Source organism: Chroococcidiopsis cubana SAG 39.79, from assembly GCF_003991895.1.
GTDB lineage: Bacteria > Cyanobacteriota > Cyanobacteriia > Cyanobacteriales > Chroococcidiopsidaceae > Chroococcidiopsis > Chroococcidiopsis thermalis.
This window is the reverse complement of sequence record NZ_RSCK01000002.1, coordinates 119,989-135,703: the sequence shown is the minus strand read 5'-3', so window position 1 is coordinate 135,703 and position 15,715 is coordinate 119,989. Positions and strand designations below refer to the sequence as shown.

General features: G+C 45.2%; 16 protein-coding genes and 1 tRNA gene. 8 read left to right on the top strand and 9 right to left on the bottom strand.

What is annotated here, in order from left to right; translation table 11 throughout:
• The first annotated feature begins 43 nt into the window (after positions 1 to 43).
• On the top strand, positions 44 to 505 hold the full coding sequence (locus tag DSM107010_RS01980; RefSeq protein ID WP_015157135.1) for a GNAT family N-acetyltransferase: 462 nt from the start codon (positions 44 to 46) through the stop codon (positions 503 to 505).
• 4 nt (positions 506 to 509) lie between these two features.
• The gene (locus DSM107010_RS01975) at positions 510 to 3,302 is read left to right on the top strand and encodes a phospholipid carrier-dependent glycosyltransferase (RefSeq protein WP_127022212.1); all 2,793 of its coding nucleotides are present in this window, start codon (positions 510 to 512) and stop codon (positions 3,300 to 3,302) included.
• 93 nt (positions 3,303 to 3,395) lie between these two features.
• On the opposite strand, the gene cobA is transcribed toward DSM107010_RS01975, so the two are convergent.
• The 4 genes from cobA to DSM107010_RS01955 all read right to left on the bottom strand — a co-directional run bounded on the left by cobA (position 3,396) and on the right by DSM107010_RS01955 (position 7,046).
• Positions 3,396 to 4,166 carry a uroporphyrinogen-III C-methyltransferase gene (cobA, locus tag DSM107010_RS01970; protein WP_015157133.1) on the bottom strand — a complete coding sequence of 257 codons (771 nt, stop codon included), beginning with the start codon at positions 4,164 to 4,166 and terminating at the stop codon, positions 3,396 to 3,398.
• A 40-nt stretch (positions 4,167 to 4,206) separates the two neighbouring features.
• Positions 4,207 to 5,088, bottom strand: a complete 882-nt coding sequence (locus DSM107010_RS01965) for a sirohydrochlorin chelatase (protein WP_106166711.1) — start codon at positions 5,086 to 5,088, stop codon at positions 4,207 to 4,209.
• Positions 5,089 to 5,530: 442 nt separating this feature from the next.
• Positions 5,531 to 6,226 carry a manganese catalase family protein gene (locus DSM107010_RS01960; protein ID WP_106166712.1) on the bottom strand — a complete coding sequence of 232 codons (696 nt, stop codon included), beginning with the start codon at positions 6,224 to 6,226 and terminating at the stop codon, positions 5,531 to 5,533.
• A 439-nt stretch (positions 6,227 to 6,665) separates the two neighbouring features.
• Positions 6,666 to 7,046: a DUF4359 domain-containing protein gene (locus DSM107010_RS01955; protein WP_015157130.1), complete on the bottom strand. Its 381-nt coding sequence runs from the start codon at positions 7,044 to 7,046 to the stop codon at positions 6,666 to 6,668.
• 118 nt (positions 7,047 to 7,164) lie between these two features.
• On the opposite strand from DSM107010_RS01955, the gene DSM107010_RS01950 reads away from it, so the two are divergent.
• Positions 7,165 to 7,237, top strand: a tRNA-His gene (locus DSM107010_RS01950).
• A gap of 64 nt (positions 7,238 to 7,301) precedes the next feature.
• On the opposite strand, the gene DSM107010_RS01945 is transcribed toward DSM107010_RS01950, so the two are convergent.
• Together DSM107010_RS01945 and DSM107010_RS01940 are read right to left on the bottom strand one after the other, a co-directional pair.
• Positions 7,302 to 9,119, bottom strand: coding sequence for a hybrid sensor histidine kinase/response regulator (locus DSM107010_RS01945; protein WP_106166713.1), 1,818 nt, complete (start codon positions 9,117 to 9,119; stop codon positions 7,302 to 7,304).
• Positions 9,120 to 9,286: 167 nt separating this feature from the next.
• The gene (locus DSM107010_RS01940) at positions 9,287 to 9,583 is read right to left on the bottom strand and encodes a YkvA family protein (RefSeq protein ID WP_015157128.1); all 297 of its coding nucleotides are present in this window, start codon (positions 9,581 to 9,583) and stop codon (positions 9,287 to 9,289) included.
• Positions 9,584 to 9,823: 240 nt separating this feature from the next.
• Here DSM107010_RS01940 and DSM107010_RS01935 point away from each other — a divergent pair, with 240 nt between their 5' ends.
• The 3 genes from DSM107010_RS01935 to DSM107010_RS01925 all read left to right on the top strand — a co-directional run bounded on the left by DSM107010_RS01935 (position 9,824) and on the right by DSM107010_RS01925 (position 11,805).
• Positions 9,824 to 10,663 carry a MotA/TolQ/ExbB proton channel family protein gene (locus DSM107010_RS01935; protein WP_015157127.1) on the top strand — a complete coding sequence of 280 codons (840 nt, stop codon included), beginning with the start codon at positions 9,824 to 9,826 and terminating at the stop codon, positions 10,661 to 10,663.
• 80 nt (positions 10,664 to 10,743) lie between these two features.
• Positions 10,744 to 11,259, top strand: a complete 516-nt coding sequence (locus DSM107010_RS01930; RefSeq protein WP_015157126.1) for an ExbD/TolR family protein — start codon at positions 10,744 to 10,746, stop codon at positions 11,257 to 11,259.
• A 180-nt stretch (positions 11,260 to 11,439) separates the two neighbouring features.
• The gene (locus DSM107010_RS01925) at positions 11,440 to 11,805 is read left to right on the top strand and encodes a phage holin family protein (RefSeq protein ID WP_015157125.1); all 366 of its coding nucleotides are present in this window, start codon (positions 11,440 to 11,442) and stop codon (positions 11,803 to 11,805) included.
• Positions 11,806 to 11,879: 74 nt separating this feature from the next.
• Here the strand turns inward: DSM107010_RS01925 and psb29 are convergent, their stop codons facing one another.
• Complete coding sequence (psb29, locus tag DSM107010_RS01920) at positions 11,880 to 12,632, bottom strand: photosystem II biogenesis protein Psp29 (RefSeq protein ID WP_015157124.1); 753 nt, start codon at positions 12,630 to 12,632, stop codon at positions 11,880 to 11,882.
• A gap of 231 nt (positions 12,633 to 12,863) precedes the next feature.
• On the opposite strand from psb29, the gene DSM107010_RS01915 reads away from it, so the two are divergent.
• Positions 12,864 to 13,358 carry a GNAT family N-acetyltransferase gene (locus DSM107010_RS01915; protein WP_106166714.1) on the top strand — a complete coding sequence of 165 codons (495 nt, stop codon included), beginning with the start codon at positions 12,864 to 12,866 and terminating at the stop codon, positions 13,356 to 13,358.
• 28 nt (positions 13,359 to 13,386) lie between these two features.
• Positions 13,387 to 13,965 (top strand): chromophore lyase CpcT/CpeT, encoded by a 579-nt coding sequence (locus DSM107010_RS01910; RefSeq protein WP_106166715.1) that lies wholly within the window; start codon positions 13,387 to 13,389, stop codon positions 13,963 to 13,965.
• A 23-nt stretch (positions 13,966 to 13,988) separates the two neighbouring features.
• On the opposite strand, the gene DSM107010_RS01905 is transcribed toward DSM107010_RS01910, so the two are convergent.
• Complete coding sequence (locus tag DSM107010_RS01905) at positions 13,989 to 14,312, bottom strand: hypothetical protein (RefSeq protein ID WP_015157121.1); 324 nt, start codon at positions 14,310 to 14,312, stop codon at positions 13,989 to 13,991.
• 69 nt (positions 14,313 to 14,381) lie between these two features.
• The gene (hemF, locus tag DSM107010_RS01900) at positions 14,382 to 15,413 is read right to left on the bottom strand and encodes an oxygen-dependent coproporphyrinogen oxidase (RefSeq protein WP_106166716.1); all 1,032 of its coding nucleotides are present in this window, start codon (positions 15,411 to 15,413) and stop codon (positions 14,382 to 14,384) included.
• Between the last annotated feature and the right edge of the window lie 302 nt (positions 15,414 to 15,715).

Sequence of the window (15,715 nt, the reverse complement as noted above, 5' to 3'; positions counted from 1 at the left end):
GTATAAGGTAATCTGTGTTAAAAGCCGAAATGTTCTAGAGCAAATGTCAAGCAATTTTGATATTACTTTAACAATTAAAGTTGCTGAATTACCTGAAGATTTTTCAGCCATGCGATCGGTGAGAGCGGCAGTTTTTCAATTAGAACAGAGAATAGAGCCAGAATTAGATTTTGATGGCAAAGATGAAACCTCAGATCAGCTCGTTGCATACATCAATGACCAACCAATCGGCACTGCTAGAATTAGATATTTAGACGATCGCACGGCAAAAATTGAGAGGCTAGCCGTCTTGCCAATTGTTAGAGGGAAAGGCATTGGTAAATTAATCATGGAAAAAGCGATCGAGCTGGCAGCCCAAAAAAAGATGCAAGAAGTCGTCATCCACTCCCAAGAATACATCCAGGGATTGCATCAAAAATTAGGTTTTGAGCCAGAAGGAGCAGTATTTGAAGAAGCTGGCATTCCCCATGTCAAAATGAGGAAGAAATTAGGCTCAACCTATTGATTTCGTGTTAGCTAAATTCAAACAGCACCATTTACTCATTCTCCTGCTGATATGGTTAGCGGGAGTAGCGATCGATCGCATCTGGTTTGCTTGCGATCGTTCTGTTCCAGATTGGGATCGGGCGGAATATCTTACGAGTTCGTTGAATTACTGGCAAGCACTACAACAGCCTCAGTGGTTCAGTAGCGATTGGTGGACTGACTTTTGGCAGCTTTCCACAAAAGTCCCTCCCTTAACGCAGATTGCTGCGGCTATTACCCAACTGATTTTTGGCACTGGCGGCGATCGCGCTACGTTGGTAAATTCATTTTTCAGTGCCATCCTGCTGGTTTCCATCTACGGACTAGGGATACAACTATTTAGCGCCGAAGTCGGATTATGGGCAGCTGGCATATGTCAACTCATCCCAGGATTATATAAGTTACGCCTAGACTTTTTACTCGATTATCCCCTTACGGCTGTCGTGACGCTGTGTTTTTGGTGTCTGACAGTGTGGAGGATGAGGGGACAAGGGAAAATGCAATATCGTAGGGGCGCACAGCTGTGCGCCCCTACACCCTCAATAATCCCCAATTGGTTTTGGGCGATCGCATTTGGCATTTCTCTAGGTTTAGCATTGTTAGTCAAGCAGACAGCGTTGTTTTTTCTGTTCGTGCCGATCGTCTGGACTGGGGTTGAAACGATTCGCAAACCTCATATTGGGCGGATCTGCCAATTTGCGATCGCTCTACTGCTATCGGCGATCGTGTTTATGCCGTGGTATCAGACAAACTGGTTGCTGATTCTAACTGGGGGAAAACGAGCAACAATAGATTCTGCCCTAGCTGAAGGCGATCCAGCCCTCAATACCCTTGATGCTTGGACTTACTACTGGAAACTACTCCCCGAGCATATTTCTTGGGTACTTTTGCTCGTACCAATCGTAGGACTATTACTTTATAAAAGTCAAAAGTTAAAAGTCAAAAGTCAAAAGAAGAATTCGACTGCCGGCTACGCGGCTCCGATGCGCAGAGAACCTCACCTGAAGCCCGACTCACTCATATGGCTTGCAATCTTCCTCATCGGTGCGTATCTGCTCTGTTCGCTCAACATTAATAAAGACAGTCGCTATGTCGTGCCTTATTTACCTGGAGTCGCGCTGTTTCTTGCCTATGGTATGACGTGCTGGCGCGGGCGCTGGGGTCAGCAAATTCGCTGGGCTACGGTGGGTTTAGCAGTGTTAGTCACGGGGTTAAATTTGTTTCCTATAGGAGGACTATTAGGTAGCCGTGTTGCTTCAATTCTCAGTCCTAATGCCAAACATTATGCTTATATGGGGTCAGAATATCCTCACGAGCGAGTCATTGAAGAGATCGTCCAAACTGCGCCTTATATTAGATCCAATTTGGGTGTATTGCCTTCAACGTTAGAAGTCAATCAACACAACTTAAATTATTTTGGAGCATTACGAAATTTTCAGGTTTATGGACGGCAAGTAGGGACGCGCCAACAGCAAATTGTCCAAGACGGGCGATCGCTCGATTGGTTTGTCACGAAAACAGGCGAACAAGGTTCGGTTCCAGATGCTCAAAGTGCTATGGTACAGTACGTGGAACAGTCTCCCGATTTCAATTTACAAAAAACTTGGGCTTTACCCGACAGTAGCAGCTTGAAACTGTATCATCGCCGCGTACCGCAGGTAGAAGTCGGGAGTCGAAGGAAGAGGGAACAAGGGGACAAGGGAGACAAGGGAGACAAGGGAGACAAGGGAGAGGGGGGAGACAAGGGAGACAAGGGAGAGGGGGGAGACAAGGGGAACAAGGGGGACAAGGGAGAAAAAACACGCACCACGCACCACACACCACACACCACTCTGTCACCAACAACCAACAACCAACAACCAACCACTCACATAACACTATCAAGAGTTACAGTACCGTCAGTAGCACCGCCCGGAAAGCCGATTCCGGTGACTTATGAGTGGTCTGGGACATGGGAGCAGTTGCAACCGGGTATTGTGTTACTCACATGGAAAAATCAGGATAGTGACAAACAAAGCGATCGCTGGATCCACGATCGCGGTCTTGGTCTTGGTCTTTTAGTAGCAACAGAGCAACTACCAACTACCAACTACCAATTACCAATTACCAATTACCAATTACCAATTACCAATTTTGTAACAGAACATTCAGCAATGATGCCTCCATCCGATCTATCTGCGGGAATTTACACTTTGGAGGCGACATATCTCAACCGCAATACAGGTGAAACTTATCCCATCACCGTACCACCAGTAGCTTTACAAATTGACCCTGGGGCTACAGCCACACCTGCACCGGAATTAGATTTAGTTACGCAAGAACGACTTTTAGCAGCAACCTTACCTCAAGGAATTAAGGCATTAGATCGTGTCTTTGCGGAAGTCGGACGGATTAATCAATACGACCCGATCCAAGACTATTTAGTACAGGTACAATTGGCAATGGAGTACAGGCTGAAACAGGAACCACAAAATTTAGATTGGGCTTACGCTCTGACGTTAGCTCAAATATTACAGCAAAAAGTACAAGGCGCGATCGCGGCTTTGGAACGAGTGACGCAGCTAGATGCGCAAAATCCCTATGCCTATGCCTACCTTGCCTTTGTCCATTTATATAACTGGAATGGAGCCGCCGCCCAAACTGCCCTCAAACCTGCTTTAGCACTCAACTCCAACATTCCAGAATTACATGCCCTACATGGAATTGCTGCTCTGATGCAAGGCAATCTCGTCCAAGCTTGGCAAGACTATAGAGTAGTCGTAAGTCGTAAGTCATAAGTCGTACATTGGCAAACAGAGGAGCGCGTGGTAATTTCTCCCTTGTCCTCCTTGTCTCCCTTGTCTCCCTTGTCTTTCTATCGCGGGGCATGTCTAGCTTGATACTAAAACAGGGCGACAGCCTGCCAATACACCGTGCAAGTTGACGACTTTACCGATAACGGCGATCGCAGGGGCGCTAAAACCGGTAGTTTCTACTTGCGCCACAATTGTTGCTAAAGTACCGATCAATTCCTCTTGTTCCGGTCGAGTTCCCCAACGTACTAGAGCTACTGGTGTATCTGCACTTAACCCTGCCTCGCATAGCTGCTCGATAATATAAGGTAAATTGTGGACTCCCATATAAATTGCGATCGTTTCCGAACCTTGGGCTACAGCTGCCCAATTGACTTTGGGGCGATACTTGCCTGCTGCTTCGTGACCCGTAACAAACGTGACTGAAGAACTATAATCTCTATGGGTTAATGGGATACCTGCATAAGCTGGAGCTGCAATACCGGAAGTAATACCAGGCACGACTTCCACTGACACCCCAGCTGCTACCAAATCTTCCATCTCTTCGCCGCCACGCCCGAAGATAAATGGATCGCCCCCTTTTAATCGCACCACCACTGCATTATCTCGTGCCTTTTCGATCAATAACTGGGTCGTATCTTCCTGCACCAACGAATGCTTTCCCCGCCGCTTTCCTGCATTGATTTTTTCTGCCAAGGGGTTAATCATGCCTAGAATTGCCGGACTTACGAGGGCATCGTAAACCACAACATCGGCACATTCCAACAATGCCTTACCTTTGAGTGTAAATAAACCAGGGTCACCTGGACCCGCACCCACTAAGTAGACTTTACCCACGAACTCGTTCATTCTCTTCCTTGGCGTTTTGGCAGTTGATATGTCAATAAATCTACGTCTCGATCGCATCCCAAATTAGATCCGCTAATTCCTGAGTTGCCCCTAGTGGCTGCATCAGACAAAATTCGATCGCGGGAAACTGTTGTTGTAATTGTCCTACAACTTCCGCGATCGCATCGGTAATCCCTCCGGCAAACAAGAAATACGGGAGGATCGCAATTCGTCGCCATCCTGCGAGTACCAACTCTTGCACTCGTGCGTCTAAACTGGGAGCAACCGACCAATATGCCGTTACAGCACTTATTTGTTGGGCGATCGCTTCTACAGGATGCTCAGAACCCTTACGCCGACTTCCATGTGCGAGCAAGATTGTTTGCTCTGCCTGCGTCCGGTCTAGCTGCTGTTGCAACAGCCTTGCTAAGCCAGTATGGGAACCTAAATGAGGGCGTAATTCCAGCTTTACCTTAACTTTCAAGGCTTGTCGCGCCTGCTCCACTTCTGCTGGAATATCTTCCATAACATGGACTCCCGGCAAGAGAAACAGAGGCACGATCTGCACTTGCTGATATCCGCAAGACAAGGCGCGATCGCTAAACTCTGCAATTTGCTGGTGCAGTGGCTTCTGGCTTAGCTCTAAACAAGCAGTACCTATTAGAGGGAGTCGGGAGTCGGGAGTCGGGAGTCGGGAGTTAGGCAAGGGTGTGGAGTGTGGGGTGCGTGGTGCGTGAGAAGAGGCTCTCTTGCGCTCTTGCGAGAGGCAAGAGACTTGTAACTTGTGACTTATAGTTGCTCCCTCAGCCTCTTGGGCTCCCTGGGCTCCCTCAGCTCTCTTCTCCCCCCTGCTCCCTTGCAAAAGCCATGCCAAGCGTTCCAGCGCCACTTGTGGGCGCGGATCTCGACTGCCGTGAGATACCAGTAGATAGGCGGAGCGCATCGATAGATTAGGAGTTTGACAATTTGAGAATTTGAGCGTGACTCGATTGTGTGATTTATCTAGCAAATGGCTTTAAGATAAGATTTTCTGTATCAATTGCTGCTATTATTTCAGTTACGAACAGATCGCAAGACGTTTTTTGATTTTCGCCGCGATCGCCTTCTAACGAACCCTACCTACTTTTTGCGTCTTTACAATTTTACAAATATAGCATTTCTGCTTGAGTCTTAAGACCTATAATCAGAAAACATTTCTAGCCTGCTTGTCGTGGAACAAACGAGCGATGACCAATGACTAATGGCAGTTATAACGAAAAGTTCGATCGCTCGTGAAGTCTTGCGATAAAAATAAGTTAGTAGATTTAACATCCACTAACTTATATTGCATTGATTGTATTATCAAACTAAAAGTTACGAACCTACGTTGTCTCTAACCTGAATTCCTAGCCTTTAGTCACTTGGTTCACTGGGTCAGCAATATAGCGGAATGATGGTTCTGCGTTCCAAGGACCGCGTTCGTCCTGCGTACCGTTAGTGGATAGATTGTAATAGATATCAACTGTCTCGTCAGGCTGAATATTACCAAAGAAAGGTTCGGTCAGCTTGCCCATAGAATCTAGAGCTTTCATGAACATCTGCGTATGGGAAATTTCCCGTGTTAGCAAATGCACTAAAGCATTCTTTGTCCCCTCATCAGTTGACAGCTTAATTAATTCTTCGTAGGTTTGTCTTGCTCCAGCTTCCGCAGCAATATTAGCCCGCAAGTCCCGCACGACATCGCCACCTTCATTGAGATAACTAGCCGTCCAAGCATTCCCCTGGCTGTCTAAAAAGTGAGGACCCATCCCACGCACGGCAAACAAAGTACTTTTATATGCATCGGTTTGGTCTACATTTTTAGTGTGAGCTTCAATCATTTTGCCCACCATTTCTAAGTGACCGAATTCCTCGATCGCGATATCTTGCAGCATATCGCGAATCCCGGCGTTTTCTACATGAAAAGACTGTACCCAGTATTGTAGAGCCGCAGAAAGTTCGCCTGTTGCACCACCAAATTGTTCTAGCAAAAGTTGAGCAAAGCGAGGATTTGGTTCTTTAATGTTTACAACGTGAATTGGTTCTTTTTTATGAAAAAACATGCAAATTCTCCTCTCTCAGATTTTCACAATTAGCGATCGCTCTTCCTGAAAAAACTTGGCTCTCTCGGTGACGAAATCTCCTTGTCACAAAAAATTCATAACAACTGAGATTTGATTTAGTTTTTTGTAAAATCTGCGATCGCCATGACTACAGGCTAAAATTACTGGTGTTACATCCACCAAAACCAGTTTAAACCCAGCAACCACAGTGGCGAGTGCGTCTGAGGAAAGAGTTTTTATAAGTCGTAAGTCGTAAGTCGTACCCCATAATTAATAAAGTCACGCATGACTAGTTAGAATTTCATTTTGATAGTCATGTGGGCGATGCCCACCCTACTAATGTGGCTTTTGTACGGGCGAGTTTAGCCAATAAACTGACAGCCAAAACCCGTAATTTTTCGGTCAAAACTCGCCCCTACGACTTTTGACTTTTGATTAACTACTGCTTCTGGGCAGAGTAGGTAAAAAAGTTTTGCATTGCACCGACCGTTTGAAACCGATATGACGGAATTACGCCACCAACGGCAAGATCGGTAGTATAGATGCTGAATAAAAGAAAGTTTTGTCGCTTAGTGTTGTTAGCTACAATACGTTGGATAACAGGAGAACTAGAATCAACTAAGTCACTACAATTTTGCTGCAAAGCCAGACCGAAGATGTTCGGCGCTTGCGGGCAAACTTCATCCTTGATGTAAGTTCCTAACCGTTCGCCAGCATAAATCTCGTAGGCAGAGCGATCGGGATTAGTCAATGCCATTACCACTCCCAGCCCGCCAAGAACTGCTAATCCTATATAACTAATACTTGTCGATCGCTTCATGCTGCATATCTTATGTTACTTCTGACTCTGTTGCTGGACTAAATGTAGGTTAGCTCGGTTCCAGTGCCGATCAATATTGAGAAATAGCTGATAAGATAGTATACTGGTATATACAATGGCGAGCGTAGCCAAGTGGTTAAGGCAGAGGATTGTGGTTCCTCCACTCGTGGGTTCGAGTCCCATCGTTCGCCCTGATGGCAAATTTTGCCCTGATGGTAAATTTTGATTGAAAGCATCGATCGCGATCGCGCATAACTATACTCTATTCATAGAATTTACTCCCTGGAGTGCAAGGGTAACAGCTTCTATTAATTGCTCTGGTTCGATGGGCTTAGCAATATGCTTTTGAAAGCCTGCTGATAACGCTTTTTGCCGATCGCATTCTCCCGCGTAGGCAGTTAGCGCGATTGCTGGAATCTTGCCTCCTTGCCCTAGTGACAAAGCTCTAATTTGCTGCATCAGCATGTAACCATCCATACCAGGCATTCCAATATCGCTGATTAAGATATCTATCTGCGATGTAAACACTTCTAAAGCAGCAACAGCTGAGCTAACTGCGGTAACAGTAGCTCCTGCCTCTGCCAACAAGAAAGTCACAAAATCTCGCGAATCAGCATCGTCGTCAACGACTAAAACCTGTACGCCAGCGAGGGGAGCCGGTAGGGGCGATCGGCAGTACGCCGTTACACCGGAGTCGAGAACCGGAAATTCTCTTGTAGCTGCTACAGGCGTGGCAGTTTCCTCAGTTTTTCCTAGCAGCGGAATCTTGACAGTAAATGTAGAACCCCGTCCTTCACCAAGACTAGCTACCGCGACGTTACCACCATGCATTTCGACAATATTACGCACGATCGCCAATCCCAATCCCAACCCACCGAACTTTCTGGTTGTGGCACTGCTTTCCTGTCGAAAGTAATCGAATATGTAAGGAATAAAATCGGCACTAATACCTTTTCCCGTGTCAGCGATCTGAATTTGGGCATAGTTAGTGCGTGGTGCGCGATCTAATTTTGAATTTTGAATTTTGAATTTTGAATTGGTAGTTGCTTCCTCTTCCACTCGTTGCAGCGAAATTTCTACCCGTCCTCCCTGAGGAGTAAACTTAATAGCGTTAGACAGTAAATTCCACATCACTTGCTGCAAGCGTGTCGGATCGCCTTCGACTTCTCCTACATTCGCATCAAGCCGAGTTTCCACCTGAATTGATTTTGCTTCAGCTGCTAGGCGGACAGTTTCTAATGCTGCTGTAATAACGGAAGCTAAATTGACTGGAGAGACATTCAAGCTTAATTTCCCTTGCAGAATCGAGGAGACATCTAGCAAATCGTCAATGAGTTGTACCTGGAGCCTAGCGTTGCGATCGATCGTGGCGATCGCGCTATCAATGCGACTTCGATCGAATTTGCGGCTCATCAGCAAGTTGCACCAACCGAGAATCGGATTGAGTGGCGTGCGTAACTCGTGAGAAATGATAGCAAGAAAATTGTCCTTCATCCGGTTTGCTGTCTCAGCCTCAGCCCGTGCTGTTTGAGCGCGGACGAGCAATTCATCTTTTAATTTATTTGCTATTTCTAGTTCTGCCGTCCGCTCTGTGACTCGTTGTTCGAGTTGGGCGTTTAAAACCCGAATTTGTGATTCTGCGCGTTCTCGTTCGATAATTTGACTGCGTAATTCTTGGTTTGCTACTTCTAGCTGTGCGGGGCTGGGTAGAGCCAGTAGCTGCGGCACTAATGGCATTAGCTCTAGAGCAGTATAGAGAGAAATTAATGCTGTGATAGCTTTAAGCGTGCCTGAGAGCCAATAGGTAGGATGCCATAAAGTCCATATCTCCATTAGGTGAGTCGTGCCGCAAGCGATAATAAAAGCCCCAAATAGCCAAAAAATCCAGTTAAATGGCAAGTCTTTTCGCTTTTGGACGAAATAAACTAATGTAAATGGAATTGAATAATAGGCAAATGCGATACACGCATCAGATAAGATGTGCAGCCAAACTAACCCTGGTTGCCAAAGATAACAATGTCCGTGGGGGATAAATGAACTCGAACCAAAAAAATTGTGCCAAAACTCCTGCATAGAAAGCTTTATAGAAAGTTTTTCTTTTTATGGTATCAAGCTAATGTTCGGCTTTGGCGATCGCATATTTCTTTTTTAAACAAGCAAAAATATATCCTTCCTCAAAGAGCCGTCAGGTACGACAGAGGAAGGACAATTGGTTAGATTATATTAAATTTTTGTTACTGTTACTTTACAGATACTGCATCTACATCGACTGTACTACCAGTGGTATCGGTGGCGTTAGCCGTGCTTTTACCTTTACGGGTTTTGTAGCCTTCGATCGCCATTTGGGAAACTTCTGATACCAATAGCGTCAATAAAAAGACATCATCCAATTGTCCAACAATCGGCAAGAAGTCGGGAGCAATATCAAATGGCATCAGGAAATACAATGCCGTACCGAGAATTATCCACCAACGGTATTTAGGATTGCGGAGAGTGTTACGATACCAGCCGTAAACAGATTGGATTGAAAAGTTCATTTATGTACCTCCAGCTCTCTTTTATCTTGACAAATAACTTAGCTTATAGAGGTGGGAAAAACCGTCGCTCAAAAGTTGGGAAGATACGATAAAGCGATCGCGATCTTTTCGCTCTCGCGATGGGTGACAAAACACGAGATTAACAGTTAAAACGCTTAAAATTAAATTGCTTATCAGTGGGCAGCAATCCGATCCAGTGGTATGCTGTGCCGAAAGAATCAAAGGAGGAATGGAACAACAGTGGATGTTATAGATATTTTCCGCAAAGGCGGACCCGCCATGTGGCCCCTTCTAGCACTGTCTATTTTAGCTTTGAGCGTGATCGTCGAGCGGCTGGGGTTTTGGTTTAAGATTTTTTCTCAAGAACGGGAAATTGTCGAGCGCGTTCTAGATGCGGCTCAACAAAATTGGCAAAGTGCTACAGAATTAGCTAGAAAATTTTCCTATCAGCCTGCGGGTAGGTTCTTATACGCACCGTTACGTTTGTCTACACCCGATCCGGAAGTATTTCGGCTGGCATTAGAGTCAACCGCAGAAGATGAAATTGCCTCCATGCGCCAAGGGGAAAAGATTTTAGAAGCAGCGATCGCGCTTTCGCCCCTGCTAGGATTGTTGGGAACAGTACTGGGACTGATTCAATCGTTGGGTTCGATTACGTTAGGACAAATCAGTTCGGCTGCTTCTGCTGGCGTGACCACAGGTATTGGTGAATCTTTGATCAGTACGGCAACAGGATTGATTGTGGCGATCGTCAGTTTGGTTTTTTATCGCCTGTTTCAAGGATTTGCTGTAAACCAAATTAAAGTATTTCGCCGTGCAGGTAGCGAATTAGAATTACTATACCGTCAGTATTGGGTTAACCTGCAAGATTCTCCCACTGCTCCTCCTGCTTCTGCCATGACAACACCAGAAGTTATCCCTGGACGCGGTTCCGATCGGCGTTTTAGCTTTGACTTAGGTAATAGAAGGGCTGTTAATCCCGAACCACCAATAAATCCGCAAACAAACATAAATCCTGGTTACGGCGTTCCGCCGCAATCTCCCAGTCAGCGAGAAGATTCTGCTGCACCAGAAGTCTAGGAAGTCAAAAGTGAAAAGTCAAAAGTCAAAAGCAAGAGTAATTCGTGTCGTAATTTTCATCTGTTAAAGCTAGTAATCTCATGAAAATCAACCTGCACTCACCAATTGAAGAAGTTCAAGTTCAAATTATTCCTTTAATTGATGTCATTTTTTGCATTTTGACGTTTTTTCTCTTGGCAGCACTGCAATTTACCCGCCAGCAGGCGATTGAAATTCAGTTACCCAAGGCGAGTACTGGTACAGCGCCAATGTTCCAATCGCGGTTGATTGTAACTCTCAAAGACGGACAGCTTTATGTCGAGAAAGAGCCAGTACAAATAGATAAGCTGACACAAACTCTCAAAGCTTACACTCAAGCTAATCCCCTCGGGACAATTATTTTAAATGCTTCGCGATCGTCGAGCTACAACGATGTGATTCAGCTATTAGATGTCATGCGGCAAATTGGAGGCGATCGCGTTGCTTTAGCCACGACTCCTGGCTCCCCCGATTTACCATCTGGTTCTAATCTATCATCGCCAGATCTTACGCCCTTGGCTCCAATTAATCCTAACACCGACCCCCGTTTGAATTCTACTGCGCCGATCGCACCCTAATCGCCATGAACTCCAAGTAGTACGAAGACAATTTCCTAACGGTAGATCGCAAAGGAGACAGAAAAGCAGTAGGATACAGCTTGTTTTCTGTCAATTTATAGATGAATTCTAGTAGTTCGATTCGCTAGCCTACTCCTATAAGCGAGTTATTCTCAATCTCAAACTCAAGGAGTTGTAGGTATGCTAATCGACTTATTAATTGCTTGGTTAGTAAGTGCTTCCAGTCTTTTGATTGTCAGCAAACTTCCAGTTGGTGTGGAAGTAGATAGCCCCGCTAAAGCATATCTTTCGGCAGCTGTACTAGGGGTAGTCGCTGCTGTTGTTAATCCAATTTTAAGAGCGCTATTTTTTATCCCTAATTTGCTCACGTTCGGTTTATTATCGGGATTTGTCACCTTTGCGATTTCGGCGATCGCCCTTGGGATTGCAGCTTCTGTAGTCCAAGGTTTCCGCCTCCGAGCAGGAATTTGGAGCGTTCTGCTGGGGGCGCTGGCGCTTTCCGTTGTCAGCCATCTGATTTATGCCTTTGTAGCTCCAGCTTATTAGAATTGACCTTGTTTGCATATTTGATTTGTAGGGGCGCACGTCCGTGCGCCCCTACAGACGTTTGTACTACATGACTAGGAACCAGACGGAGTTTTATCCTGGGACGAGCCAGAAGCAGAACCGCTATCACCGTTGCTGGTAGCAACACCAGCTTCTTTTTCTTGCAGGCGTTGTTGGCGCTTTCGGCGATCGGCTGAAAGGATATCTGCCATTGTAATCAGCGCTTGCTCGATTTTATCGAGGTTAGAGCGGTATAGCTCTAAATCTTTGTTCAGCTTATCTTCCGGTACGTGCAGAGCAGTTGCGACTTGCTTGAGCGCTTCCACTCGCTGCTTCTCATCTTTGACAAGTTCCGCATCTGCTAGTTCTAACAGGGTAAAGACACCAATCGCAAATAGGCGACTGTATTTGAACTTAGAGTTCTGGGCGATCGCCTGCATTTGTGCTTGCAAATCCTCTGCACCTTGCAGGGAAGCTTTACCGTCGATCCAGTCGAACAGTTGTTGCGCCGAGACGTTTTGAAGGAGTTGACGCAGGCGATCGGCATCTTGGCGATATCTCTGGGGATTATCTTCGATGGACTGACACAGCGCCTCAAAAATCGGTTCTTTATCCCGTTCTGGCTGGTAGCCCTGCATAAACCGCTCAAATGCCGTAACGACACCTAGAGCGTAGATGGGGTCATAGCGAAAATCAGCATTGACTGAGAGTAAATGCATTTCTACCATTAGTTCTTCTACCACCCGCCGATAGATCGTGTTAATCGGGCGGGTGTGTTGATTGTAGAAATTTCGCTTGGTATCGGAGACAGTACGCAGGTTATTCACAATTAAACATAGCGGGAAGACTTATTAGATTATTGTCTCGCTTTAACGTGACTTTTGCCAAGCCAAAGCCGATCGGTCTCAACGATTTACAATCTTTAGTTACTGGGAAAATAGGATGTAAGGTATGGAAACAATGGGGATAAGGAAGACAACAGAGACAAGGAAGTTCTAGGAGCAGAGGGAGCATTCTACACCAGCCACTGGTTCCACTAGTCACTTGATAACTGAATAATGCGATCGCGAACTGCACGTTCTGAAGATATTGATTTTTTTCTGGCTCAGGAAGCTAGAGCAGAATTTCAAAACTTTATTTTTTCCTCTAGTCGAGAGCAACACCAGCAATACATAAGTTCACAAGATTGTCAATATTTCATCTTCCAAAATGATGAAATTGAAGATGCAATCGGGTACGCAATTTTATCTGGTCTTACATCACTTCATGGCAATATTTGCTTGGTACGCATCGTTATGGCAAAGCCAGGACAAGGCTATGGTAAGCAGGCACTACGTTTGCTTTTAGATTGGGTTTTTCAGGAATACAAAGCTCATCGGTTCTGGTTAGATGTGTTTGAGGATAACCACCGCGCCAGACACGTATATCAATCGGTAGGTTTTCGCGAGGAAGGATTGCTAAGAGAAGTCGTGAAGCAGCAAGATAAGTATGCTTCTCAAGTGGTAATGTCGATTTTGGAGCAGGAATACTTTCAACAATCTGGTAATTTTTAACTTTTGACTTTTAACTTTTGAATTTCTTATGATACCAACCGAATTAATTGCCCTCGCCGATTATATGGCAGGTGAATTTGAGAATAAAGCCCAGGCGATCGCCGATCCTGCTTGGTTCGTTCACTTACGACTGTGGCAAAAACCCGTCCCCCTATTTCAAGAAGACAGTATTACCCTATTTGCCGAACAAGCCAATGCTTTGTATTTAGATAAACCCTATCGTCCGCGATTGATGCGAATGCAGGCGCGTGAGGATGGACAAATTCAAGTACAGTACTACATACCTAAAGACTTTACTGCCGTGCGTGGTGCTGGGGCAAATTCTGAGAGATTGCAACAATTTACTCCTGACGATTTTGAGTTATTACCTGGTTGTTTATTAATTGTGACTTGGCAACAACTAGATTCCAATAGTTATCACTTCAAAGCCGCAATCCCACCAGATGCAAAGTGCTGCTTTACTTATCAAGGTAATACTCAACAAGTCAATCTTGGTTTTGAAGCCGCCCCAGAAGAGTTTTTAAGTTATGACAAAGGCATAGATATGAATACAGGTGCGGCTAAGTGGGGCGCGATTATGGGTGCGTATCGTTTCCGCAAAAAGTAAATTTTTAGAGTTTTCTGTCCTGACTATGAATGTAAATTTAGAGTGTATCTAGCTCGTGTTTTGAGAATGTTAAGCTGGTCAACCTGCGTTAACAAACGATTTAGAACTGCTATTTCCTCAGTACAAAGCTGATTTTCGGCATTTCGAGCCAGTAATTCACTTAGTTGAGTTTGAGCAGTAGGAGCTAGCATACTATCTGCTAAGGCTGGTAGTTCATCTAGACTTAATCCTGATAAAATTTCTGCATCAGATGGAAGAGAAACTAGTCTACGGTAAGTTTCCATATCTAGAAGTACACCGACTTGTTCGCCCTCTTGGTTCGTGATGTATTGCAATGACTCAGACATAAGCTTTCTGCTAAATGTTTGATGAGTTGTAGAGACGTTACATGTAATGTCTCTACAACTCATATTTGCTTAAGGATTCCAATTCGCCCAATCTTGAGGTTTGAGGAATGTGTCGTACAACTCGGCTTCGGGGGTGTTGGGTTCTGGCGTGTAACCGTATTCCCAACGTACCAAGGGAGGGAGAGACATCAAAATTGATTCCGTGCGTCCGTTGGTCTGTAATCCGAAAATCGTGCCTCGGTCGTAGACTAAGTTAAATTCTACGTAACGTCCGCGTCGATAGAGTTGAAAATTGCGTTCGCGATCGCCATATTCTATATTCTTACGGCGATCGACAATGGGTAAATAGGATGGTAAAAATGCCTCGCCGCAGTCGCACACGAAAGCAAAGATTTCTTCCCAATTACGAGGGGGTTGATTACCTAGTTGGTTGCTATAAACAGCCGCCGGACTATTAGAATGGGGTCCGCGATATAACTGTCCCTCCCTACCATCTTGGTAGTCAAAAAAGATTCCGCCGACACCGCGAGTCTCTTGACGGTGTTTCAAATAGAAATACTCGTCGCACCAGCGCTTAAACACTGGGTAGTATTCTGGATGATGATTATCGCAAGCCTGCTTCAGTGTTTTATGTAAATGAGCTGCGTCTTCAGCAAATGGATAATAGGGGGTTAAATCTATCCCACCTCCAAACCACCAAACGGGACCAGCCTCAAAATAGCGGTAATTCAGGTGAACTGTCGGGATGTAAGGGTTACGGGGATGTAACACCATTGAAGTACCCGTGGCGTAAAATTTATGTCCTGCTGCCTCTGGGCGTTGAGTTAAAATCGACGGCGGTAAATGAGAACCCCATACCTCGGAGAAATTGACTCCTCCTTGTTCTAATACATTACCTTCGCGCAGGACACGCGATCGCCCGCCGCCGCCTTCTTCCCGTTCCCACTCGTCTTGCTGAAATTTACCCGCACCATCAGCGGATTCGAGAGCTTGACAAATCTTATCTTGTATCTGTTTCATCCACTGGCTGACTCGTTCTTTCGCGTCAGTTGGGGGTAGGGGTTGGGAGGAAGTTGGTTGAGCTGTAGAAGCAGTCGTCATGTTGTCAATAAAATTCTGTTAAATTTTTATTTTGTGGCAAGGAACATCTACAATTTTGTGTAAGTCTGAAAGCTTTAAGCAGCGAAAGCAATACTTAACTGGCAAAACTTAAAAATGCTTTACATCACTCAGTCACAATCGAGTCATATTTCAAACTGCGATCGCATCAATTGCAAATGACTTAACATTATCCGTTGAGTCAATACAGATAATAGACCACTGAACATATTGTCCCTCAAATTAACACCCCATAATACAGCGAAGCGAAAATCTTCAGTGAAATACTAAACTCTAATTGAGTA